Here is a 23,333-nt window from a genome sequence, read left to right as displayed (position 1 = left end):
AGGATGGTTTCCTAGATCCGACCTGCTCAAAAGGAAGGTGACCCCATGCGTATAGACCGTTTAACCAGCAAACTTCAGTTGGCGCTGTCCGATGCCCAATCCCTGGCCGTCGGCCTCGACCATCCGGGCATCGAGCCTGCGCACCTGATGCAGGCCATGCTCGAACAGCAGGGCGGCTCGATCAAGCCCCTGCTGATGCAGGTGGGCTTCGACGTCAACAGCCTGCGCAAAGAGCTGACCAAAGAGCTCGACCAACTGCCGAAAATCCAGAATCCGACCGGCGACGTCAACATGTCGCAGGATCTGGCGCGCCTGCTCAACCAGGCCGACCGCCTGGCCCAGCAGAAGGGCGACCAGTTCATTTCCAGCGAACTGGTGCTGCTCGCCGCCATGGACGAGAACAGCAAGCTGGGCAAACTGCTGCTGGGCCAGGGCGTGAGCAAAAAGGCCCTGGAGAACGCCATCAACAACCTGCGCGGCGGCGAGGCGGTCAACGACGCCAACCACGAGGAATCGCGCCAGGCCCTGGACAAGTACACCATCGACCTGACCAAGCGCGCCGAAGACGGCAAGCTCGATCCGGTGATCGGCCGTGACGACGAGATCCGCCGCACCATCCAGGTCCTGCAGCGCCGCACCAAGAACAACCCGGTGCTGATCGGCGAGCCTGGCGTGGGCAAGACCGCCATCGCCGAAGGCCTGGCCCAGCGGATCATCAACGGCGAAGTGCCGGACGGCCTGCGCGGCAAACGCCTGCTGTCGCTGGACATGGGCGCGCTGATCGCCGGCGCCAAGTACCGCGGCGAGTTCGAGGAGCGGCTCAAGGCGCTGCTCAACGAACTGTCCAAGCAGGAAGGGCAGATCATTCTGTTCATCGACGAACTGCACACCATGGTCGGCGCCGGCAAGGGCGAAGGCTCGATGGACGCCGGCAACATGCTCAAGCCGGCCCTGGCCCGCGGCGAGCTGCACTGTGTGGGCGCCACCACGCTCAACGAGTACCGCCAGTACATCGAGAAGGACGCGGCCCTTGAGCGGCGTTTCCAGAAGGTGCTGGTGGACGAGCCGAGCGAGGAGGACACCATCGCGATCCTGCGCGGCCTCAAGGAGCGCTACGAGGTGCACCACAAGGTGGCGATCACCGACGGCGCGATCATCGCGGCGGCGAAGCTCAGCCATCGCTACATCACCGACCGGCAATTGCCGGACAAGGCCATCGACCTGATCGACGAGGCCGCCAGCCGCATCCGCATGGAGATCGACTCCAAGCCGGAAGTGCTGGACCGTCTGGAACGCCGCCTGATTCAGCTGAAGGTCGAGTCCCAGGCGCTGAAGAAGGAAAGCGACGACGCGGCGAAGAAGCGCCTGGAGAAGCTCCAGGAAGAAATCGACCGCCACGAGCGCGAGTATTCGGACCTGGAAGAGATCTGGAACTCGGAAAAGGCCGAGGTTCAGGGCTCTGCGCAGATCCAGCAGAAGATCGAACAGTCCCGCCAGGAGCTGGAAGCGGCGCGGCGCAAGGGTGACCTCAACCGCATGGCCGAGCTGCAGTACGGGGTGATCCCGGACCTGGAGCGCAGCCTGCAGATGGTCGACCAGCACGGCAAGAGCGAGAACCAGCTGCTGCGCAGCAAGGTGACCGAAGAGGAAATCGCCGAAGTCGTGTCGAAATGGACCGGTATTCCGGTGTCGAAAATGCTCGAAGGCGAGCGCGACAAACTGATGAAGATGGAAAGCCTGCTGCATCAGCGTGTGATCGGCCAGGACGAGGCGGTGGTGGCGGTGGCCAACGCCGTGCGGCGTTCCCGCGCCGGGTTGGCGGATCCGAACCGGCCGAGCGGCTCGTTCATGTTCCTCGGCCCGACCGGGGTCGGCAAGACCGAGCTGTGCAAGGCACTGGCTGAATTCCTTTTCGACACCGAAGAGGCGATGGTGCGGATCGACATGTCCGAGTTCATGGAGAAACACTCCGTGGCCCGGCTGATCGGTGCGCCGCCAGGCTACGTGGGCTACGAAGAGGGCGGTTACCTGACCGAAGCGGTGCGGCGCAAGCCGTACTCGGTGATCCTTCTGGACGAAGTCGAGAAGGCCCACCCGGACGTGTTCAACATCCTGCTGCAAGTGCTGGAGGACGGACGCCTGACCGACAGCCACGGGCGCACGGTGGACTTCCGCAACACAGTGATCGTGATGACCTCCAACCTCGGCTCGATGCAGATCCAGGAACTGGTGGGCGACCGCGAGGCCCAGCGTGCGGCGGTGATGGATGCGATATCCACCCACTTCCGGCCGGAGTTCATCAACCGGGTCGACGAAGTGGTGATCTTCGAACCGTTGGCGCGGGATCAGATCGCCGGCATCACCGAGATCCAGCTGGGCCGCCTGCGCAGCCGTCTGGCCGAGCGCGAGCTGAAGCTGGAGCTGAGCCCGGAGGCGATGGACAAGCTGATTGCCGTCGGCTACGACCCGGTCTATGGCGCACGGCCGCTGAAGCGGGCGATCCAGCGCTGGATCGAGAACCCGTTGGCGCAGTTGATCCTGTCCGGACGCTTCATGCCGGGGGAAACGGCGACCGGCGTGGTGGAGAACGACGAGATCACGTTCAACTGACGCTCGGCGCCAAAAGAGAAGGCCTCGCCCATCGCGAGGCCTTTTTTTTCGCCAGGCTGTTGAACTCAAAGGAAAAGGCTTGTAAAGTGCGCCCCGCAGTCAGTCACCCGCAGGGCTTCAGCTCACTGAGCTGAAAACCGAAATAAGTTGCAAATCATTAACTTGAAAGCAATTTAGGGGGTTGACAGAGGTGTTCTAGGTTGTAGAATAGCGCGCCTCAGACACACGAACGCAGCGATGCGAACGGGTGGCAGAGGTGAGGCAAACCTCACTGTTGTAACTTGAAATATGTAGTTCCGTGATAGCTCAGTCGGTAGAGCAAATGACTGTTAATCATTGGGTCCCAGGTTCGAGTCCTGGTCACGGAGCCAATTTCAAACCGGGGTATAGCGCAGTCCGGTAGCGCGCCTGCTTTGGGAGCAGGATGTCAGGAGTTCGAATCCCCTTACCCCGACCATATTTGGGTCGTTAGCTCAGTTGGTAGAGCAGTTGGCTTTTAACCAATTGGTCGTAGGTTCGAATCCTACACGACCCACCATTTTTGAAACCAGTTCGCTGGGATCGAATCTTAAGATCAGACGCCAAAAGCTCTGTTCGCAGAAGGCGCCTTTCGAAGGTGCCTTTTTTTTACCGGGGTATAGCGCAGTCCGGTAGCGCGCCTGCTTTGGGAGCAGGATGTCAGGAGTTCGAATCCCCTTACCCCGACCATACAAAGAAATCCCCGCATCGAAAGATGCGGGGATTTTTTTTGCCCGTCAGAAATGCAATTTCATTCAAGTCATCGTACAACTTGCCGATAGCCCGCTAGCAAAAGAGGGGCAGGCCGCCGTGCCGTTCGCCCCCTAACCTGGCCAATACAAGAAAAAGGGCGTTCGTCATGTTGCTTCGTCAGTTGAACATTGCTCCCCGTGCCGCACTGGGATTCGCTGTGATCGCGGTATTGGTGGCGCTGCTCGGGGTGTTTTCGCTGGGGCAGATGTCGAGCATCCGCGACAGCGAGGTCGCGGTGGAAACCCAATGGCTGCCGAGCATCCGTGGCGGTGACGAGATCCGCGAGATCATGCTGCGCATCCGCACCATCTCCTTGCGCATGGCACTGGATCCGGATCCGAAGAACGTCGCCGCCTACCGCAGCCAGATGGACACCCGCGACAAGGAACTGAGCGAGAAGATCGCCGCCTACGACAGGCTGGTGGTCACCCCTGAGGGGCAGCAGTTGTACGATCAGTTCAAGAAAACCTTCGCTGCCTACCGCACCGGCATCGCCCAATCCTTCGTCCTCGCCGAACAAGGCAAGCGCGATGAGCTGACCAAGCTGCTGCTGGTCGACATGAAGACCGTGGTCGACGGCTCCGGCAAGCAGCTCAGCGACCTGGCGGATCTGTTCACCCGGCAGGTCGCCGCCGAGAGCCAGAACTCCGCCGCACACTACGAGACCTCGCGCACCATCGTCAGCCTGTTCATCGTGCTGGCGGCGCTGGCCACCGTGGCGCTGGCGATGCTGCTGACCCGCAGCATCGTGCGTCCGCTGGCGAGCGCGGTGGACGCCGCCGAAAGCGTGGCCGGCGGCGATCTCACCCGCCCGATCGAAGCCCACGGCAACGACGAGGTCAGCCGCCTGCTCAAGGCGTTGGCGACCATGCAGCAGAACCTGCGCGAGACCCTGCAGGGCATCAGCGGCTCGGCCACGCAACTGGCCACCGCGGCCGATGAACTGAACGCCGTCACCCTCGACAGCACCCAGGGGCTGCAGCAGCAAAACAATGAAATCGAACAGGCGGCGACGGCGGTCAACGAGATGACCACGGCGGTGGAGGAAGTTGCGCGCAATGCCGTGTCCACCTCCGACGCCACGCGCCAGTCCAGCGAATCGGCGCACTTGGGGCAGGAGCGTGTCGGCGAGACCGCCGAGGCCATCAATGCGCTGGTCAGCGAAGTGCAGCACACCGGCGAGCTGGTGCAGTCCCTGGCCGACCAGTCCCAGGACATCGGCAAAGTGCTCGACGTTATCCGGGCGATCGCTGAGCAGACCAACCTGCTGGCCCTCAACGCCGCCATCGAGGCGGCCCGGGCGGGCGAGAGCGGACGGGGCTTTGCGGTGGTGGCCGATGAGGTGCGGGCGCTGGCCTATCGCACCCAGCAATCGACCCAGGAGATCGAACAGATGGTGCAGGGCATGCGCAGCGGATCGGGCCTGGCGCTGGAATCGATGCAGGCCAGCGCCTCCCGGGCCGCCACGACGCTGGTGCTGGCCGAGCGGGCGGGCGAGGCGCTGCAGACCATTACGGCGTCGGTGCACGAAATCCACGAGCGCAACCTGGTGATCGCCAGCGCCGCCGAAGAGCAGGCGCAAGTGGCGCGGGAGGTGGACCGAAACCTGGTGAACATCCGCGACCTGTCGGTGCGCTCGGCGGCCGGGGCCGACCAGACCAGCGCCTCCAGCCATGAACTGTCGCAACTGGCCACTGCCTTGCAGGGCATGGTGCAACGCTTCCGCCTCTGACGTCTGCGGGCACGAAAAAGCCGCGCTTCTCGTAGGAGAACGCGCGGCTGTGTGTCGGGCGTCAGATGGGCAATCAGGCGCCGTCTTGATCCTTCAGGTGCTCGAACAGGCCTTTGGGCATTTTCTTGCCGTTGGCTTCGAAGTTGGCTTTGACGTTGTTGTACGCCTCCTGCTCGTCGATGAAGCCGTCATGGTTGGTGTCGATCTTGTCGAAGTCGGACTTCGGCGCGACCTTAAGGAACTCGGCGCGGGACACCTTGCCGTCGCCATCGGTGTCGGTCTTGGCCATCGAGGCATCGCCGCATTTGCCTTCACCGCATTTGCCTTCCGGCGTCTTCACCGAGGTTTCGGCCGAGGCGACCATGTAGCCCTGGGCCAGCGGCTGGGCGGCGAACACCGAGCCGGACAGCATCAGGCCGCCGGCCAGCACGGCGCCGACCAGGCCAATGGAGTTCTTGCCGATTTTCGAGGTACGGGACATTGCATTCTCCTACGGTTGCTCAGTGCAACCACGCGTTAAGGGCATTTGCCGGCGCGGGTGCGCTCGGGTGTGGCCATTAGGCGGCGCCGATGTATCGCGACTGTGTCGCGGGGCGGGGCGTTTGTAAGCGAAGGCGGGAAATGCGGGGACGGGATACAGTGAGAAACAGAGGTTCGGGCGCGGGTCGGACAATGAGGGTTTGATCCAGACCAACGTCGGCTTCACCGGCGTCATCGCCAGCAGGCTGGCTCCCACAGGGTTGGGTGGGTGAATTCAGGGGCTGCGGTCACAGCGTGGGAGCGAGCTTGCTCGCGATGGTGTCGGTCCAGGCGAGATCAACTCGTCTGGATCAGCGCATCGCGAGCCGGCTCGCGCCTACAGGTGTTGCATCAATGCAGCTTCAGGCGCGGCTCGGTGCCCCGGCCGATCTTGCTGCCCAGCATCAGCATCGCCGTGCGGAACGGCCCGTACAGTGCCATCTGGTGCATGCGGTACAGCGACACGTAGAACATCCGCGCCAGCCAGCCCTCCAGCATCACGGTGCCGGTCAGGTTGCCCATCAGGTTGCCCACCGCCGAGAAGCGCGACAGGGAAATCAGCGAGCCGTAGTCGGTGTACTTGTACTCCGGCAGGGCCTTGCCTTCGATCCGCAGCTTCAGCGACTTGGCCAGCAACGACGCCTGCTGGTGCGCAGCCTGGGCGCGGGGCGGCACGTTGCGGTCTGTGCCCGGTTGCGGGCAGGCGGCGCAGTCGCCGAAGGCGAAGATGTTCTCGTCGCGGGTGGTCTGCAGCGTCGGCAGCACCTGCAGTTGGTTGATGCGGTTGGTCTCCAGGCCGTCGATGTCCTTGAGGAAGCCCGGTGCGCGGATCCCGGCGGCCCAGACCTTGAGGCTGGCCTTGATCTGGCTGCCGTCGGCGGTGATCAGGCTGTCGGCGGTGACTTCGCTGACCGACGCATTGGTCATCACGTTGACCCCGAGCTTTTCCAGGGTCTTGTGCACCGGGCCGCTGATCCGTTCCGGCAAGGCCGGCAACACCCGCGGGCCAGCTTCGATCAGGGTGATGTGCATGTTTTCCGGTTTGATCCGGTCGAGGCCGTAGGCCGCCAGCTCATGGGCGGCGTTGTGCAGCTCGGCCGCCAGTTCGACGCCGGTGGCGCCGGCGCCGACGATGGCCACGCTGATCTGCTCGTCGCTTTCGTTCTGGCCGGCATGGGCGCGCAGGTAGTGGTTGAGCAACTGCTGGTGGAAGCGCTCGGCCTGTTTGCGGGTGTCGAGGAACAGGCAATGCTGCGCCGCGCCCTGGGTGCCGAAATCGTTGGTGGTGCTGCCGACGGCGATCACCAGGGAGTCGTAGGGCACTTCCCGGGCAGGCACCAGTTCGATGCCGTTTTCGTCGTAGGTGGCGGCCAGCTGGATTTTCTTCGCGGCACGGTCGAGCCCGCTCATGCGCCCCAGCTGGAACTCGAAGTGGTTCCATTTCGCCTGGGCGACATAGTTGAGTTCGTCTTCGGAGGAATTCAGCGACCCGGCGGCCACTTCGTGCAGCAGCGGTTTCCAGATGTGGGTCAGGTTGGCGTCGACCAGCATGACGCTGGCGGTGCCGCGCTTGCCCAGGGTCTTACCCAGACGGGTAGCCAACTCCAGGCCGCCGGCGCCGCCGCCGACAATGACAATACGATGGGACATGGGAACAACTCGCAAGGCTAAAGGAAATCGTTGTCGTGGTTACCCGAGCGAGCGCAAGGCAGCTCATAGCGTCAGGTAACTGATGAGTCGGCTCAACAGGCCGAGGCCGACGGTCACCGCCACCACCAGCACCAGGAGCATCCACGGCCTGAAGGGCCGGCGCTCGACGCGGTGCTGGGACAGTTGCAGGTACTCTTCGACATGCTTCTGGTCATCGGGGTTCAGGCGGCTGGTCATGTGAGGCCTCGTCAGGGATAGACGTTGCTGGATGCGCAGACGTTACAGCGGTTTGCCTGCGCGCGTTGAACGGCGCAGGGCATCCGGGCGAATGATTGCGCTTTTTTAACATCCGACCGGTGTTTGCGCCATCCTGCCAAGGGCTAAAGGCTGATGCCGACGTCGAACACGATGCTGCGCCCCAGGTTGCCGCGCAGGAAGTCCGGCGCGTCCGGGTGGGCGAACAGCACCCGGGCGAAGGTCGGCCCGACCAGCGACAGCGAGCGCCAGCCCTGGCGCAGGTACTCGGTCGGCGGCGGAAAGTGGCTGTTCAGGTCCAGCACTTCGCGCTTGAGGCTGGCGAAGGCGATGATGTCCAGCTCCCCCAGGTCCATGCCGCGTTCCTTGTAGTTGTGGGCCTTCTTGCGCAGGGTCGGGGCCAGGCGCAGGAGGAACTCGTTGGCCGGGATCCGCCGCGGCTTGGCTTCGCGGCGCACCAGTTGGCTCAGGGAAAACGCGCTGCGCCGGCGTTGCAGTTCATCGCGCCATTCGTCGTTGAGCCGGCGGCCTTCGTCGAGGACGAAGAACACCTCGAAGTTGGCGTCACGGAACAATACGTCCGGTGGCTCCCCGGCCGGGGCGAACTCATCGGCCCGATAGGGGATGTTCAGGCCTTGCAGCAGGCGCTGGCAGACCCAACGCTCACGCTCCCATTTGCGGGCATTGGACAGGAAGGCGTTGGCTTGCTCGGCCGCGATGGTCAGCAGGCGCAGGTAGTCTGAGTCATCCATAGGCCCAAGCTTAGCGTTCAAATGCGACAGGCAGATAGATTTGCGTCGGTTCGTCCTCGGCAGACGCGAGCCTGCTCGGCAAATGCGTCGGCGGGGGCCTCATCGCCAGCAGGCTGGCTCCCGCAGGGTTTGCGGCGGGCGCAGGCCCTGCATTGAGCAGCGTTGTGGGGGTGTAGACTGCCACAGCTGCCACCAGGGAATTTGTCGCAAGGGATGAGGGAATCATGATCGGTGCCGAACTGCTGTCTTCCACGAGCCTGACCTTGGGCTGGCTGATCTATCTGCCGGTCTTGCTGTGGGCGGTCTGGAGCGCCTCGTGGGTCGAGCTGTTCAGCGACAGCCGGCGTCAGCACTTGCTGTTCGGCACTGTGTTCGCGCTGTTCCTGCTGTGGCTGGTGCGCAGGGACTTCGACACCGGCGTGTCGTACCACTTCATCGGCATGACGGCGGTGACGTTGCTGCTGGACTGGCCGTTGGCGATCGTCGGCGGGCTGGTGGCGCAGGCCGGGCTGGTGTTGCTCGGGCGCCAGGATCTGGTGGCGGTGGGGGTCAACGGCACATTGCTGATTCTGCTGCCGGTGCTCGTCACCGAATGCGTGGCGGTGATGGTCGAGCGCGCCCAGCCGCGCAACCCGTTCGTGTACATCTTCTGCTCCGGCTTCTTCGCCGCTGCGCTGGCGGCGCTGCTGTGCCTGGTGTCGAGCCTGGCGCTGCTGTGGTACGACGGCCTGTTCGCCCTGCCGGAGTGGCTGGAGGACTTCATCGGCTACCTGTGGCTGCTGATCTTTCCCGAGGCGTTCATCAACGGCATGGTGATCAGCGCGCTGGTGGTGTTCTGCCCGGAATGGCTGGAGACCTTCAACCGCACCCGCTACCTTTCGGCGCCCTGGAAGGACGACGACCCCAAGTCTTGATCCACATCAAATCCGCCGCCCGTCGTGCCTTCATGCTCCTTCGAATTCCTTCAGGAGCGAGCGGCATGAGCGTTTACGAGTGGGCGAGGCAGGAGTTGCGTCAGAGTCTGGACATGGCGCAGGAGGTGGGGTTCGATCCGGGGCTGAGCCTGCGGGCCTTGCTCAGCGCGGTGGTGCAGCAGAGCAAGACCGTGCGCAACGCCGAAGACCTGGCCGACGAGTTGCGCTTTCTGGCGGAAAACCTCGACGACGATCAGGACTACGGCTTCATGCGGCCCTGACGGCGGGTCAGTGGCGCGGATCGAAGTCGCCGGAGAACAGTTCATCCTCGGCGTCCGGGGCGACCGGGATCTTGTGTTCCTCCGAGGCCCAGGCGCCGAGGTCGATCAGTTTGCAGCGGTCCGAGCAGAACGGCCGGTTGATGTTGCCGGCCACCCATTCCACGGGGGCGCCGCAGGTCGGGCAGTTGACGGTTGGGGTCTGGCTCATGGCTGGCCTCCGGATAAAGTCAGGTAAAAGTGATGCAGGCGCTCGACCTCGCTGTGCAGCCAGGCGAGGTCGCGGTCGTTGACCACCACGTCATCGGCACGGCTCACACGGTCCTCGCGGCTGGATTGGGCCTTGAGGATCGCCTGGACCTGCTGCTCGCTGGTCTGGTCGCGTTGCAGGGTACGTTCGATCTGCAGGTGTTCGGGGGCGTCGATCACCAGGATCCGCCTAGTCATCGCATATTGCCCCGACTCGATCAGCAGCGGCGAGACCAGGATCGCATACGGCGACTGCGCCAGCGCCAGGTGATGGGCGATTTCCTCGGCGATCAACGGATGCAGCAGCGCTTCGAGCCAACGGCGCTCTTCGGGCACTTCGAAGATCAGCTTGCGCAGGGCGGCGCGGTCCAGCGTACCGTCGGCCTGCAGCACGGCGGGGCCGAAATGTTCGGCGATCTTCGCCAGCGCCGGGCGCCCCGGCTCGACCACCCAACGTGCCGCATGGTCGGCGTCCACCACGTGGATGCCGAGGTCGATGAAGTGTTGGGCGGCCGCGCTCTTGCCGCTGCCGATGCCGCCGGTCAGGCCGAGAATCCAGGGTTTTTCCACAGGGGTATTCATTTCAAACCGACAAACTGCCAATAGTAGGCCGTCATTTGACCACCCCAGAGCATGGCAATCCAGCCGGCGATCGCCAGATAGGGGCCGAAGGGGATCGGCGTCGAGGCGTTGCGGTCGCGCAGGCGCAGCAGAATGATGCCGATGACCGCACCCACCAGCGACGACAGCAGGATGGTCAACGGCAGGATCTGCCAGCCGCCCCAGGCGCCGAGCATCGCCAGCAGCTTGAAGTCGCCGTGGCCGATGCCGTCCTTGCCGGTGAGCAGCTTGAACAGCCAGAACACAGACCACAGCGACAGGTAGCCGGCCACCGCTCCCCACAACGCATCGTGCAGCGACGTGAACAGGCCGAAGCTGTTGGCGATCAGGCCCAGCCACAGCAACGGCAGCACCAGCACGTCGGGCAGCAATTGGTGCTCGGTGTCGATCAGGCTCATCGCCAGCAGGCCCCAGGTCAGCACCGTCAGCAGGCACGCGGGCCAGCCGAACCCCAGGTGCCAGGCGATGAAGGCCGAGAGCAGGCCGCAGGCCAGTTCCGTCAGCGGATAGCGTCTGCCGATGGGCGCGGCGCAGGCCGAACAGCGTCCGCGCAGCCACAGGTAACTGAGCAGCGGAATGTTTTCCCACGCCCGGATGCGGTGGGCGCAATGCGGGCACTGCGAAGCCGGCAGCATCAGGTTGTAGGTGGGCAGCGGCGTTTCGCCGGGCATCCCCAGGATGTCGCGGGCCTGCTGGCGCCATTCGCGTTCGAGCATCTTCGGCAGGCGCCAGACCAGCACGTTGAGGAAGCTGCCGACCACCAGCCCCAGCAACAGGGCGGTGCACACGAAGGCCAGCGGATACAGGGCAAACAGTTCGTCGAGGGGCATGTCAGATCGCAGAGCCGAGTTGGAAGATCGGCAGGTACATGGCCACGACCAGCCCGCCGACGATCACCCCCAGCACCACCATGATGAACGGTTCCATCAGGCTGGTGAGGTTGTCGACCATGTTATCCACTTCGTCCTCGTAAAACCCGGCGACCTTGGCGAGCATGTCGTCGAGGGCGCCGGACTCCTCGCCGATGGCGGTCATCTGCACCGCCATGGTGGGGAACACCCCGGTGGTGCGCATCGAGAAATTCAGCTGCATGCCGGTGGCCACGTCCTGGCGGATGCGCAGCACGGCGTTCTTGAACACCACGTTGCCGGTGGCGCCGGCCACCGAGTCCAGCGCCTCGACCAGCGGCACCCCGGCGGCGAACGTGGTCGATAGGGTGCGGGCGAACCGCGCCACGGCGGACTTGTACATCAGCGTGCCCACCAGCGGCAGCTTCAGCAACCAGGCGTCCCGGCGGTCGCGCAGGGCCTTGGAGCGTTTGAGCGCATGGCGGGTGCCGAAGAAGGCGGCGACCAGGGCCGCGAGGATCGCCCACCACCATTGCTGCATGAATTCCGAGAGCGCGATCACCATCAGGGTGAAGGCCGGCAGCTCGGCGCCGAACCCGGAGAACACCGACTGGAACTGCGGCACCACCTTGACCAGCAGGATCCCGGTGACCACCGCCGCCACCAGCACCACGGCGGCGGGGTAGGTCATGGCCTTCTTGATCTTGGCCTTGAGGCTTTCGCTCTTTTCCTTGTAGGTGGCGACCCGCTCCAGAAGGGTGTCGAGGGCCCCGGACTGCTCGCCGGCATCCACCAGGTTGCAGTAGAGCTCGTCGAAATGCTGCGGCTTCTTGCGCAGGGCGGCGGCGAAGCTGTTGCCGGCGGCGACTTCCTGCTTCACCTCGTCCACCAGCTTGCGCATGGCCGGGTTCTCGAAGCCCTCGCCGATGATGTCGAACGACTGCAGCAACGGCACGCCGGCCTTCATCATGGTCGCCATCTGGCGGGTGAACAGTGCGATGTCCTGGGCCTTGATGCGTTGGCCGAAGCGGAGCAGCGAGGCGGACTTCTTGCGCACCTTGCCGGGGTTGATCCCTTGCTTGCGCAACTGCGCCTTGATCAGCGCCGGGTTCTGCCCGCTCAGTTCGCCGGTCACCTTGCCGCCTTTCTTGTCCGTGCCTTCCCAGGCATACACGCTGGTTTTCGCTGCCTTGACCGCCATGTTCAGTCCTTGGTGACCCGGTTGATTTCCTCAAGGCTGGTGATGCCTTGCATGGCCTTGATCAGGCCGGAGGTGCGCAGGTCGTTGAAGCCGTCCCGGCGCATCTGGGTGTCGATCTCCAGCGAGTTGCCTTCGGCCATGATCAGCCGTTGCAGTTCGGCGGTGTTCTTCACCACTTCATAAATGCCCACGCGTCCCTTGTAGCCGCCGTTGCAGTGGTCGCATCCGGCAGGCTCATAGAGCGTGAAATGGCCGATGCGTTCCTCGGGGAAGCCTTCCTTGAGCAAGGTCTCCCGGGGGATCTCGGCGGGACGCCGGCAGTGGCTGCACAGCTTGCGGGCCAGGCGCTGGGCGATGATCAGGCTGACCGAGGTGGCGATGTTGAAGCCGGGGATGCCCATGTTGTGCAGGCGGGTCAGCGTCTCGGCGGCGCTGTTGGTGTGCAGGGTGGAGAGCACCAGGTGGCCGGTCTGCGCGGCCTTGATGGCGATCTCCGCCGTTTCGAGGTCGCGGATCTCGCCGACCATGATCACGTCCGGATCCTGGCGCAGGAACGAGCGCAGGGCCTGGGCGAAGTCCATCCCCTGTTTCGGGTTGACGTTGACCTGGTTGATGCCTTCCATGTTGATCTCCACCGGGTCTTCGGCGGTGGAGATGTTGATGTCGACGGTGTTGAGGATGTTCAGCCCCGTGTACAGCGACACGGTCTTGCCCGAGCCGGTGGGGCCGGTGACCAGGATCATGCCCTGGGGTTGCTTGAGGGCGGCCATGTACAGGTCTTTCTGCTCCGGCTCGTAGCCGAGGGCGTCGATGCCGATTTGGGCGCTGGAGGGGTCGAGGATCCGCATCACCACCTTTTCGCCCCACAGGGTGGGCAGGGTGTTGACCCGGAAATCGATCGACTTGCTCTTGGACAGGCGCATCTTGATCCGCCCGTCCTGGGGCTTGCGGCGCTCGGAGATGTCGAGGCTGGCCATCACCTTCAGGCGCGCGGCGATCCGGCCGGCCAGCTGAATCGGCGGCCGGGCCGCTTCGCGCAGGATGCCGTCGGTGCGCATCCGCACCCGGTAGTTCTTCTCGTAGGGCTCGAAATGCAGGTCGGACGAGCCGCTCTTGATCGCGTCCAGCAGCATCTTGTGGACGAAGCGCACCACCGGCGCATCGTCGGCGTCGAACCCGCCGATGGCATCCTGCCGGCTGTCGTCGACGGACTCGACGTCCAGGCCGTCCAGGTCGACGTCGGCCATTTCCTCAAGGCCGGTGGCGTGGGTGTCGAAGAATTTCTCGATGGCGTCGGTGAGCTTGTCGTCCTCCACCAGGATGGCTTCGGTGCTCAGGCCGGTGCTGAACTGGATGTCGTTGATCGCCTGCTGGTTGCTCGGGTCGGAGATCCCCACGAACAGCTTGTTCCCGCGGCGCCACAGGGGCAGCGCGTGATGCTGGCGCACCAGTTTTTCGCTGACCAGGCCTTTGGGCTGGGTTTCCTTGTCCAGGCAGTTGAGATCCAGGTAGGCCACGCCGAAATGCTCCGAGGCGATTTCGGCGACCTGCCAGCTTTTCACCAGTTTGTTCTGCACCAGATAGCTGACCAGCGACAAGCGGTTGCGCTGGGCCTGTTGCCAGGCTTGCTGGGCACTTTTTTCCGTCAGCAGTTCGGCCTGCACCAGTTGCTTGGCCAGACCGCTCAGAGCGATGTCATTCATGGGGATCCCGGACGCAGACATTTCATGACTTATAGCCTAGACAAGTGACAGCGCCAAACCTGTGGGGTGCAGGTGACAAAAAGTGTCAGATACTGCGGTTCAAGGCTGTAGGACGTGCCTTGGGCATGCCGCCGCGCCCAGCCTTCAGGGCCTGCAAGGGATTGGCACGGGCTGTGCTGAGTCGTGTTCAGACCATGAGATTCCGACTCATGCAAGGAGCGTGTCTATGAAGAAACAACAAGGTTTCACCCTGATCGAGCTGCTGATCGTCGTGGCGATCATCGGTATCCTGGCGACCATCGCGCTGCCGCAGTACTCCAAGTACCAGGCCCGTTCGAAAGTGACGGCGGGGCTGGCGGAGATCAGCGCCATGAAGGTGCCGTTCGAGGACACCATCAATCAAGGCACCGACCCGACACTGACGCTGGTGGCCGGCAGCGCCACGGCGACCACGTCCAACTGCGGCACGCTGGCGGCGTCGGGCACAGCCTCCACCGGGGCCGGCACCATCACCTGCACCCTGGCCAATGCGCCAGGTCCGGTGCTGGGCAAAACCATCACCCTGACCCGCACCGCCGCCACCGGCTGGAGCTGCGCGACCACGGCAGCCCAGGACTACGCGCCGAAGGGCTGCACCGGGACCTGAGGGTCGCGCTGCGTCTCCCGAATGCCCCGCCTAGCGGGGCATTCTGTTTTCCGGGCGGCGGAAAAAGCCTGAATTATTTCAGTGCCTTAGGAACTTTTCAGAAATCCGCAAGTTGCATGCAGAACGGATCGCGGTCATGCAAATTGCATGATTCCGTCAACTGAGTGTTTTCATAACTGATTGATTTTTAACGATTTATTTTTGTCGTGGAGTTGGCACAGCGTTCGCAATATCCCCAGTAACCTGCTGACAAGAAGCGCAGCAGACTTTCCAGAAAAACAGGAGTTACTCGTATGAAGAAGTTCGCTATCACTGCCGCTGCTGCTACCGCGCTGACTCTGACCATGGCCACCGGCGCATTCGCCCAGTCCACCCAGACGGCTCAGGCGCCCATGACGCTGGCAGCCGGCGAAGTTACCAAAGCCAAGGAAGCCACTTCCGATACCTGGATCACCACCAAGGTCAAAGCTGACCTGGTCACCGAAAAAGGCATTCCCGGCACCGACATCAAGGTCGAAACCAACAAAGGCGTGGTGTCCCTGTCGTCTGACGTCGCCGTGACCGATTCGCAGAAAGAGATGGCGGTCGCGATCGCCAAGAAAATCAAAGGCGTCAAGGCGGTTTCCGCCGACGGCCTCAAAGCCGAGTAAGGCAAGGCTTCTCGCCTGGACGGGAGGAGGCGCGACAGGCGATCCGTGCAATACGTCTGCCGCACTTGAAGTTCATGCGAACGGCCACAGGAATGTGGCCACTGCGGGCCCCGGTTGATTGCCGGGGCCCGTTTCGTTTCGGGGCAACGCATGCCGCATCGCCTGGGATGGCGTCATCGCCAGCAGGCTGGCTCCCACAAGGGATCTGCGATGCTGGCGGATTCATTGCTCACAACAAACCTGTGGGAGCTGGCTTGCCAGCGATGAGGCCGGCACTGCGGCATCTGTGTTGCCTGACCCGCCGCCATCGCCGGCAAGCCGGCTCCCACAGGGTTCAGCAGCGGCCGCAGTTCTGTGCTCACCACAAAAACCTGTGGGAGCGTGCCTGCAAGCGATGAGGCCGTCACAGCCAACATCGCCCACAGGGGGGATTTCAGTTGCCGCGCTTGCTGTTGATCTGCTTCAGGCGGTTGCCCTCGAAGCGCAGGTACTGGTACATGCCGTTGCTCGGGCCGTAGGTCCATTCCTCGACCTGGAACTCCTCACGGCGATTGGCGCTGCGCTTGTACCCCAGCACATCACGGCTCAGCGGCTCGCCGCATTTCTGCAGCACTTCGCTGGCGCGGTCGCCGAGGCTGACCAGCTGGCTGCCGCAACGCAGGGTGTCGGACGCAGACGCTTGGCCGGCGGCCAACGCCAAGAGGATTGCGGGCAGCCATTTGCGGTTCATCATTCGGCATCCAGATGCATTTGCGTCACCACCCGGCCATCGCTTTCCGCTTCGCCGAGGTTGGCGTCGATGAAGTACACCCGGTCGTCGGCCAGTTGGCCCTTGTCCACCAGGTAATCCTTGATGCTGCTGGCGCGGTCCTGACCGAGCTGGCGCAGCAGGACGTCGCTGGAGCTCCAGAACTTGATCACGTCCTCGCGCATCTTCGCGGTGCGCTCTTCCTTGCCCAGGTCCTTCCATTCGGCTGGTGGCTGGGTCTTCAGGCGGGTGCGGTAGATGCCTTCGAGCAACGGGCCTTTCTCGCCGTCCGGCACCTGCAGCAAGGAAGCCTGGGCCGGCACCTTGTCGCCCCGGCGCTGGAGCATCTTGTAGTAGTTGTACTGGTATTCACGCTCCAGGCGCTGCTCGGCGATGAGCGGGCCGTCGCTGCTCTTGGCGGCGGTGCCTTCGATTTCCAGGCGCAGGGCCGGACGCTCCTTGAGCGCCTGGGACAGCTTGACCAGCGCCGCTTCGGCGTCCTTGCTCAGCTCGCTGGAGCCGGGCGCGAACGACACGCTGCCCAGGTCCTCCGAACCGCCGCCGCTGACCAGGCCGCCGATCAGCTTGAACGGCGCGGCGGCGGCCTTGACGATCAGGTTGCGCAAAGTCTGCCAGACGATCGGCATCACGCTGAACTGCGGGTTGTTCAGGTCGCCGCTGACCGGCAGCTCGATGGAGATCTTGCCGTCCACGTCCTTGAGCAGGGCGATCGCCAGTTTCAGCGGCAGGCTCACGGCGTCCGGGCTGTCGACCTTTTCGCCCAGCTGCAGTTGTTCCACCACCACCTTGTTCTCGGCCTTGAGCTGGCCCTTGGTGATCAGGTAGTGCAGGTCGAGGTTGAGCCGGCCCTTGCGGATCCGGTAGCCGGCGAACTTGCCGGAGTAGGGGGTCAGGGTGGTCAGCTCGACGCGCTTGAAGCTGGTGGCGATGTCGAGGCTGGCCATCGGGTCGAACGGGTTCACCGAACCTTTGATGGTCACCGGCGCATAGCGGTCGACCTTGCCTTTGACGTCGACGCTGGCCGGCTTAGCCTGGCGGCTGTCGATGGTGCCGATCTGGCCGTTGAGCTGCTGGATCGCGGTGGCGAAGTTGGGGGTCAGGCTGAAGTCGGCGAAGTTGGCCGAACCGTCGTTGATCGCGATGGCGCCGATGTGGATGCCCAGCGGCTTGTCGCCTCCGGACGGCTGCTTGGCGGCGGCCGGCTTCGCCGCCGAGTCGGCGGGCTGTGGCACCAGCAGGTCGTCGATGTTGGTGGTGCGGTCATCGTTGATCATGAACCGCGCATAGGGCTGGAACAGGTTGATCCGGTCGATGGACAGGCTGTCGCCGTGCTGGTAGTTCAGGCCCTCCACCACCACCTGCTGCCACTTGAGGAAGTCGCGGGTCTTGAGGGTGTCGAGGGTGTGCAGCTGATCGACCTGGGCACGCCCGGTGACGCTGAGCGCCAGGGGTTCGGTGCTCTTGAGGTTGACCTTCAGGTCGCTGCCGAGCATGCCGCTGCGCAGTTCCAGGCGGATGAACGGGGTGATGTAGGACTGGGCGACCCGCAGGTCGATGTCCTGGGTCTTCACGTTGAGCTGGGCGGTGACCGGCGCGAGGTTGACCACGCCGTCGGCGCTGATCTTGCCCTGCTTGCCCAGGCCGGTGTCGAGCTTGAGGTTGAAGGGCGAACCGTTGAGGCTGTCGAAGTTCTGCAGGTCGAGGTTCAGCGGGCCGACCTCCAGGGCCACCGGCGGCTGCGGCTGGCGGTCGGCCAGGTGCACCTGGTAATTGCGCAGCTGCACGTCCTTGAGCAGCACTTGCCAGGGCTTGGCCGGCGCTGCCGGTTCCTTCGGCGAATCGGCGGCGGCCGGCGCGGTCTTGGGTTCGGCGGCGGCCTTGGCCGCCGGTTTGGACGGCTGGCTGGCGAACAGCTTCTGCCAGTCCAGTTGCCCGTCGGCTTCGCGGGCGGCCCAGGTCTCCAGTTTCTGGCTGCGGATCTTGCCCACCACCACCTGCTGCTTGGCCAGGTCCACCGTGGTCTCGCTGACGTCAAGGCGTTCGAGCTTCGCCAGCGGACGGCCGTCCGGGGCCTTGATGGCGAACGGCGCGACGCTGACGGCGACGTTGTTCAGCAGCAGTTCGGTTTGCTTGGACAGATTGAGCTTGTAGTCGGTGCTGAGGCTGACCACGCCGTCTTCCAGCACCAGCGGCACGGCGTCGCGCACGTAGGGCCAGAAGGCCTTCATCTTGCCGTCGGTGATTTTCAGCGTGCCTTCGGAGGTGATCGGGATCAGGCTGAAGTTGCCGCTCCAGTCGATGCGCCCGCCGGCGGGGCCGACGGCGACCAGGGTCATGTCGGCGCTGTCTTCGGGCAGGGTGCTGAGGTTCTTCAGTTCGAAGTCGAGGGTGTCGTAGAGGAATTCGATCGGCTCGCTCGGGCGCGCGTCCTCGAAATGCACGGCGCCGCCGGCCAGCTTGATGCGGTCGATGCGCAGCGGAAACGGTTTGGCGTCGGGGTCGGCCGGCGCGGGTTCGCTGGCCGGAAGCTTGAACAGGCCGAGCAGGTTGAGCTGGCCGTCCTTGGCGAACAGGATTTCGGTCTTGGGCTTGTCCAGTTCGATGTCGGCCAGGTGCAGGGCCTTTGTCCACAGGCTGTCGAGCTGCAGGTTGGCGTAGAGGCGTTCGAACCCGACCTGTTCCTTGCCCGGTTCGCCGATGACCAGCCCCCACAGGGTGAGCTCAAGGCTGAACGGATTGAGTTCGATGCGCTGGATATGCGCCGGCACGGTGGCGTAGTTGGCCAGTTGCTGGTTGGCGACCCGTAACGCAATGCCCGGCAGAATCAGAAACCCCAGCAGGCTATAGAGGGCCAGAGCGGTCAACAGGGCGCCAATCGCGCGAATCAATCCTTTGGGCATGTGCGGCTTCATCTGTCTGAATCGGAGTGCCTTGGAGTATGGCACGCGATTGCGGTTCCGAAGTAATTGCCCATGGCCAGGATTGTTCAGATTTTTCTGTGGGAAATTTCCCAAGCAGACTTCACAGCTGGAGGATCAGGGTCTTCAGCGGCGGTTGTCCGTCCATGGAAGGGAAGTCCCGGCCCGGTGTCATCACCGTCCATTCGCGCACCGGCCGCCCGGCCTTTTCCGCGCAGCGCAGCACCTGTTCGCGCCAGTCGTCCATGCTGACTTTCGCCAGGTTGTTGCAGCAGATCAGCACGCCGTCTTCGGCGGTGGCCAGCAGGGCCGGCTTGAGCAGGCTCTGATAGTCGCGCAGCAGGTCGACGGTGCCGAACGCGCTCTTGGCCCAGGCCGGCGGATCGAGCAGCACCAGATCGTACTGGCGCTGTTCCAGGCGCGGATAGCTCGGCAGCTTTTGCCCGCGCCGCTGGGTGATCGGCAGCCCGGCCAGTTGGCGGATCGCCGGGAAGTAGTCGGACTGGATGAATTGCATGGCCGGCAGTTGCGGATTGAGCTGGCCGTTCTCGCGGCCGACCGCCAGGTTGCCCTCGGCGAAGTCCAGGTTGCACACCTCGCGCGCACCGCCGGTGGCGGCACTGAGGCCGACCCCGCAGGTGTAGGCGAACAGGTTGAGCACGCTTTTGCCCTTGGCGTGATCCTTGACCCAGCCCCGGGTGTTGCGCAGGTCGAGGAACAGCAGCGGATCCTGCCCGGCGTGGCGCCCGCGCACGCGGTAGTTCAGGCCCCACTCGTGGCCGACCAGATCGGCCAGCGCCGCCTCGTCGGCCCGGTAGACGGGGTCGGTGCGGTCGATCCGCGAGTTGCCCCCGGAGCGGTCGTTGTAGACCAGCAGGGTTTCCAGGCCCAGGGTCTGGTTGACGGTCTCGTGCAGGTGCAGCAAGGCATCGCGTTCCAGGGGCTGGTGGAAGCTTTGCACCATCAGTTGCAGGCCGTAGCGGTCGACGGTCAGGCCGCCCGCGCCTTCCTGGCTGCCGTGGAACAGTCGGTAGCAGTCGGTGCCCTGGCCGTGCAGTTCGGCGAGCAGGTCCTGGCGTTGGTCGAGGGCGGCGCGCAGCGCCTGGTTCAAGGAAGACATGCGGGCGCCTTGCTGGAGGGAATGGGGGCGCGGGAGTTTAGCATTGTCGGCGTCTGTGGCGAGGGATCAGGGCAGCAGCCCCATCCGCCGCTGGGCGCGCTGCACCGAGCCGTTGCGCATGGCCCAGCGCAGCATCGGCGCGCTGCGGTTGACGCTGGCGCGGATCAGCTGGCGGCGCAGCGGGTTCTGGCGCACGCCGAACATGTCGCTGGCCCAGTCCGGCAGCAGGTCGATGCCGGCCTTCATCATCAGGTCGCCGAAGGGTCGGGCCAGCAGGCTGGGGGCCGGTGCGTCGAGCAACAGTCGCAGGACTTCCCGGCTGCGCCCGTCGCACAGCAGCTGCGGGCGCATGCGCTGCAGGTAATCGGCCACCGCCGCGCGCGAACGGGGCACGTCCCGGGCGCCGAGCCGTTCGGCGATCACGGCGATCTCAGCGTAGTAGCGATCCTGGTCCGCCAGGGACAAATGCGGATTGCGGTAGCGCAGGTGGGCGGCGAGGAAATTGCTGACCTCCGCCACATGCACCCAGGTCAGCAGGTCCGGGTCGCTGGCCGCATAGGGGCGGCCGTCCGGAGCGGTGCCGACCACTTGCAGGTGAATGGTGCGCACCTTTTCGATCAGCCAGTCGGCGTCCTTGCGCGAGCCGAACGTGGTGCCCGAGACGAACTGGCTGGTGCGGCGCAGCCGTCCGAGCATGTCCTGGCGAAAGTTCGAGTGGTCCCACACCCCGGCCAGCGCCAGCGGGTGCAAGGCCTGCAGCAGCAGCGCGGCGATGCCGCCGATCAGCATGCTGCTGAAGTCGCCGTGCACTTGCCAGCTGACCGAGTCGGGGCCGAACAGGCCGGGATCGCCCTTGGGGTTTTCCAGGTCGAGCTGGGCGAGGGACAGCCCGGTCAGGCTCATGAGCTGGCTTTCGATGCGGTGGCGGATGAATTCCATGGGGTCTCGACGGATGGCTTCAGGGCAGGGACGGCGCGGCCGGACGACCGCGCCGGCGCCGCTACCGGTTGAGGCGCTTGTCGATCAGGCCCTGCACCACGCTCGGGTCGGCCAGGGTGGAGGTGTCCCCGAGGCTGTCGAGCTCGTTGCAGGCGATCTTGCGCAGGATCCTGCGCATGATCTTGCCTGAGCGGGTTTTCGGCAAGGCCGGCGCCCACTGGATCAGGTCCGGCTTGGCGAAGCTGCCGATTTCCTTGCTGACGTGGGCCAGCAGTTCTTTCTTCAGTTCGTCGCCGGCCTCGGTGCCGTTCATGGGCGTGACGAAGGCGTAGATGCCTTGGCCTTTGACGTCGTGGGGATAACCGACCACCGCCGCCTCGGCGATGCTGTCGTGCAGCACCAGGGCGCTCTCCACTTCGGCGGTGCCGATGCGGTGGCCGGATACGTTGATCACGTCGTCGATGCGGCCGGTGATCCAGTAGTCGCCGTCCTCGTCGCGGCGGGCGCCGTCGCCGGTGAAGTAGTAGCCGGGGTAGGGTTTGAAATAGGTGTCGACCATCCGCTGCGGGTCGCCGTAGACGCTGCGGATCTGCGCCGGCCAGCTCGACTTGATCGCCAGCACGCCGCTGCCGGCGCCCTTGATTTCCTTGCCGTGCTCATCGAGCAGCACGGGCTGCACGCCGAACATCGGCCGGGTGGCGCAGCCTGGCTTGATCAGCTGGGCGCTGACCAAGGGGCTGAGCATGATGCCGCCGGTCTCGGTCTGCCACCAGGTGTCGACGATGGGGCAGCGCTGCTCGCCGACCACGTTGAAATACCATTCCCACGCTTCCGGGTTGATCGGCTCACCGACGCTGCCGAGCAGTCTGAGGCTTTGCCGCGAAGTTTCCTGCAGCGGGCCGGCCCCTTCGCGCATCAGGGCGCGCAGGGCGGTCGGCGCGGTGTAGAAGATGTTGACGTGGTGCTTGTCAATCACCTGCCAGAACCGCGAGGTGGTCGGGTAGCTCGGCACGCCTTCGAAGATCAGGGTGGTGGCGCCGTTGGCCAGCGGGCCGTAGACGATGTAGCTGTGGCCGGTCACCCAGCCGACGTCGGCGGTGCACCAGAACACTTCGCCGTCGCGGTAGTCGAGCACGTACTTGAAGGTCATCGCCGCCTGCAGCAGATAGCCGCCGGTGGTGTGCAGCACACCTTTGGGTTTGCCGGTGCTGCCGGAGGTATAGAGGATGAACAGCGGGTCTTCGGCGTCCATCGGTTCCGGCGGGCAGTCGTCGCTGACCTCGCGCACCGCCTGGTGATACCACAGGTCGCGGCCTAAGGTCCAGTCCACCTTGCCCTGGGTGCGCTCGACCACCACCACGGTGCTGACGTCCGGGCAGCTTTGCAGGGCCTTGTCGACGTTGTGCTTGAGCGGCACGAACTTGCCGCCGCGCACGCCTTCGTCGGCGGTGATCACCGTGCGGCAGTCGGCGTCGAGGATGCGGTCACGCAGGGAGTCCGGGGAGAAGCCGCCGAACACCACCGAATGGATCGCGCCGATCCGTGCGCAGGCCAACATGGCGTAGGTCGCTTCGGGGATCATCGGCATGTAGATGCACACCCGGTCGCCTTTCTTCACGCCGCGGCTTTTCAGCACGTTGGCCAGCCGGCAGACGTGGTGATGGAGCTTGCGGTAGGTGATCTGCGCCGATTCGGCGGGGTCGTCGCCTTCCCAGAGCAGGGCGGTCTGCTCGCCGCGCCGTTCCAGGTGGCGGTCGATGCAGTTGTGGCTGACGTTCAGCTTCGCCCCGGCGAACCAGGTGGCTTCGCCGGTCTTCAGGTCATAGCGCTGGACGGTCTGCCACGGGGTGCTCCAGTCCAGGAAGCGCTTGGCCTGTTCGGCCCAGAAGGTGCTGGGGTGTTCAATGGATTCGCGGTACAGGCGCTGGTAGTCGTCCTGACTCAACTGTGCGGCCCGGCGGACGGCATCGGCTTTGGGGAACGTGCTGATATCGAACATGACGGTTCCTTATTCTTGTTGTGCGACAAGAATAAAGATGCGCCGAGTGCCCGAGAGGTTCAAGCCATGACCAAAACGACTGTGGGAGCGAGCCTGCTCGCGATGGGGTCGGATCAGCCAACATCAAAGTTGAATGTTCCGTTGTCATCGCGAGCAGGCTCGCTCCCACAGGGGATTGTCGTTGCCCGC

General features: G+C 64.4%; 20 protein-coding genes and 4 tRNA genes. 10 read left to right on the top strand and 14 right to left on the bottom strand.

Annotated elements, in window-relative coordinates; all coding sequences use genetic code 11:
• Window positions 1–45 precede the first annotated feature (45 nt).
• The 6 genes from clpB to CAG29_RS13600 all read left to right on the top strand — a co-directional run bounded on the left by clpB (window position 46) and on the right by CAG29_RS13600 (window position 5,113).
• Window positions 46–2,610, top strand: a complete 2,565-nt coding sequence (gene clpB, locus CAG29_RS13625; RefSeq protein ID WP_085584216.1) for an ATP-dependent chaperone ClpB — start codon at window positions 46–48, stop codon at window positions 2,608–2,610.
• Between the two features lie 295 nt (window positions 2,611–2,905).
• Window positions 2,906–2,981: transfer RNA gene (locus CAG29_RS13620), tRNA-Asn, on the top strand.
• A 9-nt stretch (window positions 2,982–2,990) separates the two neighbouring features.
• A tRNA-Pro gene (locus CAG29_RS13615) sits at window positions 2,991–3,067 on the top strand.
• Window positions 3,068–3,072: 5 nt separating this feature from the next.
• Window positions 3,073–3,148: transfer RNA gene (locus CAG29_RS13610), tRNA-Lys, on the top strand.
• 93 nt (window positions 3,149–3,241) lie between these two features.
• Window positions 3,242–3,318, top strand: a tRNA-Pro gene (locus tag CAG29_RS13605).
• Between the two features lie 169 nt (window positions 3,319–3,487).
• Complete coding sequence (locus CAG29_RS13600; RefSeq protein ID WP_085694645.1) at window positions 3,488–5,113, top strand: methyl-accepting chemotaxis protein; 1,626 nt, start codon at window positions 3,488–3,490, stop codon at window positions 5,111–5,113.
• A gap of 73 nt (window positions 5,114–5,186) precedes the next feature.
• On the opposite strand, the gene CAG29_RS13595 is transcribed toward CAG29_RS13600, so the two are convergent.
• The 4 genes from CAG29_RS13595 to CAG29_RS13580 form a co-directional block, all read right to left on the bottom strand.
• A complete protein-coding gene (locus tag CAG29_RS13595) occupies window positions 5,187–5,594 on the bottom strand; it encodes a hypothetical protein (protein ID WP_085584220.1) in 408 nt (135 codons plus the stop codon).
• Between the two features lie 389 nt (window positions 5,595–5,983).
• A complete protein-coding gene (locus tag CAG29_RS13590) occupies window positions 5,984–7,282 on the bottom strand; it encodes an NAD(P)/FAD-dependent oxidoreductase (RefSeq protein ID WP_085584222.1) in 1,299 nt (432 codons plus the stop codon).
• Between the two features lie 63 nt (window positions 7,283–7,345).
• Window positions 7,346–7,519, bottom strand: a complete 174-nt coding sequence (locus tag CAG29_RS13585) for a DUF3094 family protein (RefSeq protein WP_085584224.1) — start codon at window positions 7,517–7,519, stop codon at window positions 7,346–7,348.
• Window positions 7,520–7,662: 143 nt separating this feature from the next.
• A complete protein-coding gene (locus CAG29_RS13580) occupies window positions 7,663–8,289 on the bottom strand; it encodes a DUF1780 domain-containing protein (RefSeq protein ID WP_007959580.1) in 627 nt (208 codons plus the stop codon).
• A 224-nt stretch (window positions 8,290–8,513) separates the two neighbouring features.
• On the opposite strand from CAG29_RS13580, the gene CAG29_RS13575 reads away from it, so the two are divergent.
• Together CAG29_RS13575 and CAG29_RS13570 are read left to right on the top strand one after the other, a co-directional pair.
• Entirely contained in the window at window positions 8,514–9,203 is a 690-nt protein-coding gene (locus CAG29_RS13575; protein ID WP_085584226.1) for an energy-coupling factor ABC transporter permease, read from the top strand.
• Window positions 9,204–9,268: 65 nt separating this feature from the next.
• On the top strand, window positions 9,269–9,484 hold the full coding sequence (locus CAG29_RS13570) for a hypothetical protein (protein ID WP_085584228.1): 216 nt from the start codon (window positions 9,269–9,271) through the stop codon (window positions 9,482–9,484).
• Between the two features lie 7 nt (window positions 9,485–9,491).
• Here the strand turns inward: CAG29_RS13570 and yacG are convergent, their stop codons facing one another.
• Genes yacG through pilB form a run of 5 tightly spaced genes read right to left on the bottom strand, consistent with a single transcriptional unit; the run spans window position 9,492 to window position 14,103 of the window.
• Window positions 9,492–9,692, bottom strand: a complete 201-nt coding sequence (gene yacG / locus CAG29_RS13565; RefSeq protein WP_085632277.1) for a DNA gyrase inhibitor YacG — start codon at window positions 9,690–9,692, stop codon at window positions 9,492–9,494.
• Entirely contained in the window at window positions 9,689–10,312 is a 624-nt protein-coding gene (gene coaE, locus CAG29_RS13560; RefSeq protein ID WP_085694644.1) for a dephospho-CoA kinase, read from the bottom strand. The genes yacG and coaE overlap by 4 nt, the downstream gene beginning before the upstream one ends.
• Window positions 10,309–11,181, bottom strand: a complete 873-nt coding sequence (locus tag CAG29_RS13555; RefSeq protein ID WP_085656229.1) for an A24 family peptidase — start codon at window positions 11,179–11,181, stop codon at window positions 10,309–10,311. Before CAG29_RS13555 ends, coaE begins: the two co-directional genes overlap by 4 nt.
• 1 nt (window position 11,182) lies before the next feature.
• Entirely contained in the window at window positions 11,183–12,400 is a 1,218-nt protein-coding gene (locus CAG29_RS13550; protein ID WP_085584236.1) for a type II secretion system F family protein, read from the bottom strand.
• Window positions 12,401–12,402: 2 nt separating this feature from the next.
• The gene (pilB, locus tag CAG29_RS13545) at window positions 12,403–14,103 is read right to left on the bottom strand and encodes a type IV-A pilus assembly ATPase PilB (protein WP_085584239.1); all 1,701 of its coding nucleotides are present in this window, start codon (window positions 14,101–14,103) and stop codon (window positions 12,403–12,405) included.
• 226 nt (window positions 14,104–14,329) lie between these two features.
• On the opposite strand from pilB, the gene CAG29_RS13540 reads away from it, so the two are divergent.
• Both CAG29_RS13540 and CAG29_RS13535 read left to right on the top strand, forming a co-directional pair.
• Window positions 14,330–14,749 carry a pilin gene (locus CAG29_RS13540; protein ID WP_085584241.1) on the top strand — a complete coding sequence of 140 codons (420 nt, stop codon included), beginning with the start codon at window positions 14,330–14,332 and terminating at the stop codon, window positions 14,747–14,749.
• Between the two features lie 293 nt (window positions 14,750–15,042).
• The gene (locus tag CAG29_RS13535; RefSeq protein ID WP_085694643.1) at window positions 15,043–15,399 is read left to right on the top strand and encodes a BON domain-containing protein; all 357 of its coding nucleotides are present in this window, start codon (window positions 15,043–15,045) and stop codon (window positions 15,397–15,399) included.
• 433 nt (window positions 15,400–15,832) lie between these two features.
• Here CAG29_RS13535 and CAG29_RS13530 read toward each other — a convergent pair whose 3' ends face one another.
• The 5 genes from CAG29_RS13530 to acs form a co-directional block, all read right to left on the bottom strand.
• Window positions 15,833–16,129 (bottom strand): DUF2845 domain-containing protein, encoded by a 297-nt coding sequence (locus CAG29_RS13530; protein ID WP_085584245.1) that lies wholly within the window; start codon window positions 16,127–16,129, stop codon window positions 15,833–15,835.
• On the bottom strand, window positions 16,129–19,080 hold the full coding sequence (locus tag CAG29_RS13525; protein ID WP_085632269.1) for a DUF748 domain-containing protein: 2,952 nt from the start codon (window positions 19,078–19,080) through the stop codon (window positions 16,129–16,131). Before CAG29_RS13525 ends, CAG29_RS13530 begins: the two co-directional genes overlap by 1 nt.
• Before the next feature lie 109 nt (window positions 19,081–19,189).
• Window positions 19,190–20,206 (bottom strand): class I SAM-dependent rRNA methyltransferase, encoded by a 1,017-nt coding sequence (locus CAG29_RS13520; protein ID WP_085694642.1) that lies wholly within the window; start codon window positions 20,204–20,206, stop codon window positions 19,190–19,192.
• Between the two features lie 66 nt (window positions 20,207–20,272).
• Window positions 20,273–21,145: an oxygenase MpaB family protein gene (locus CAG29_RS13515; RefSeq protein WP_085694641.1), complete on the bottom strand. Its 873-nt coding sequence runs from the start codon at window positions 21,143–21,145 to the stop codon at window positions 20,273–20,275.
• 61 nt (window positions 21,146–21,206) lie between these two features.
• Window positions 21,207–23,144, bottom strand: coding sequence for an acetate--CoA ligase (gene acs, locus CAG29_RS13510; protein WP_085632264.1), 1,938 nt, complete (start codon window positions 23,142–23,144; stop codon window positions 21,207–21,209).
• Window positions 23,145–23,333: the final 189 nt, after the last annotated feature.

The organism is Pseudomonas sp. B7(2017) (assembly GCF_002112745.1).
Lineage (GTDB): Bacteria > Pseudomonadota > Gammaproteobacteria > Pseudomonadales > Pseudomonadaceae > Aquipseudomonas > Aquipseudomonas ekonensis.
The sequence above is the reverse complement of the archived record's forward strand: the minus strand, read 5'-3'. Positions and strand labels throughout refer to the sequence as shown.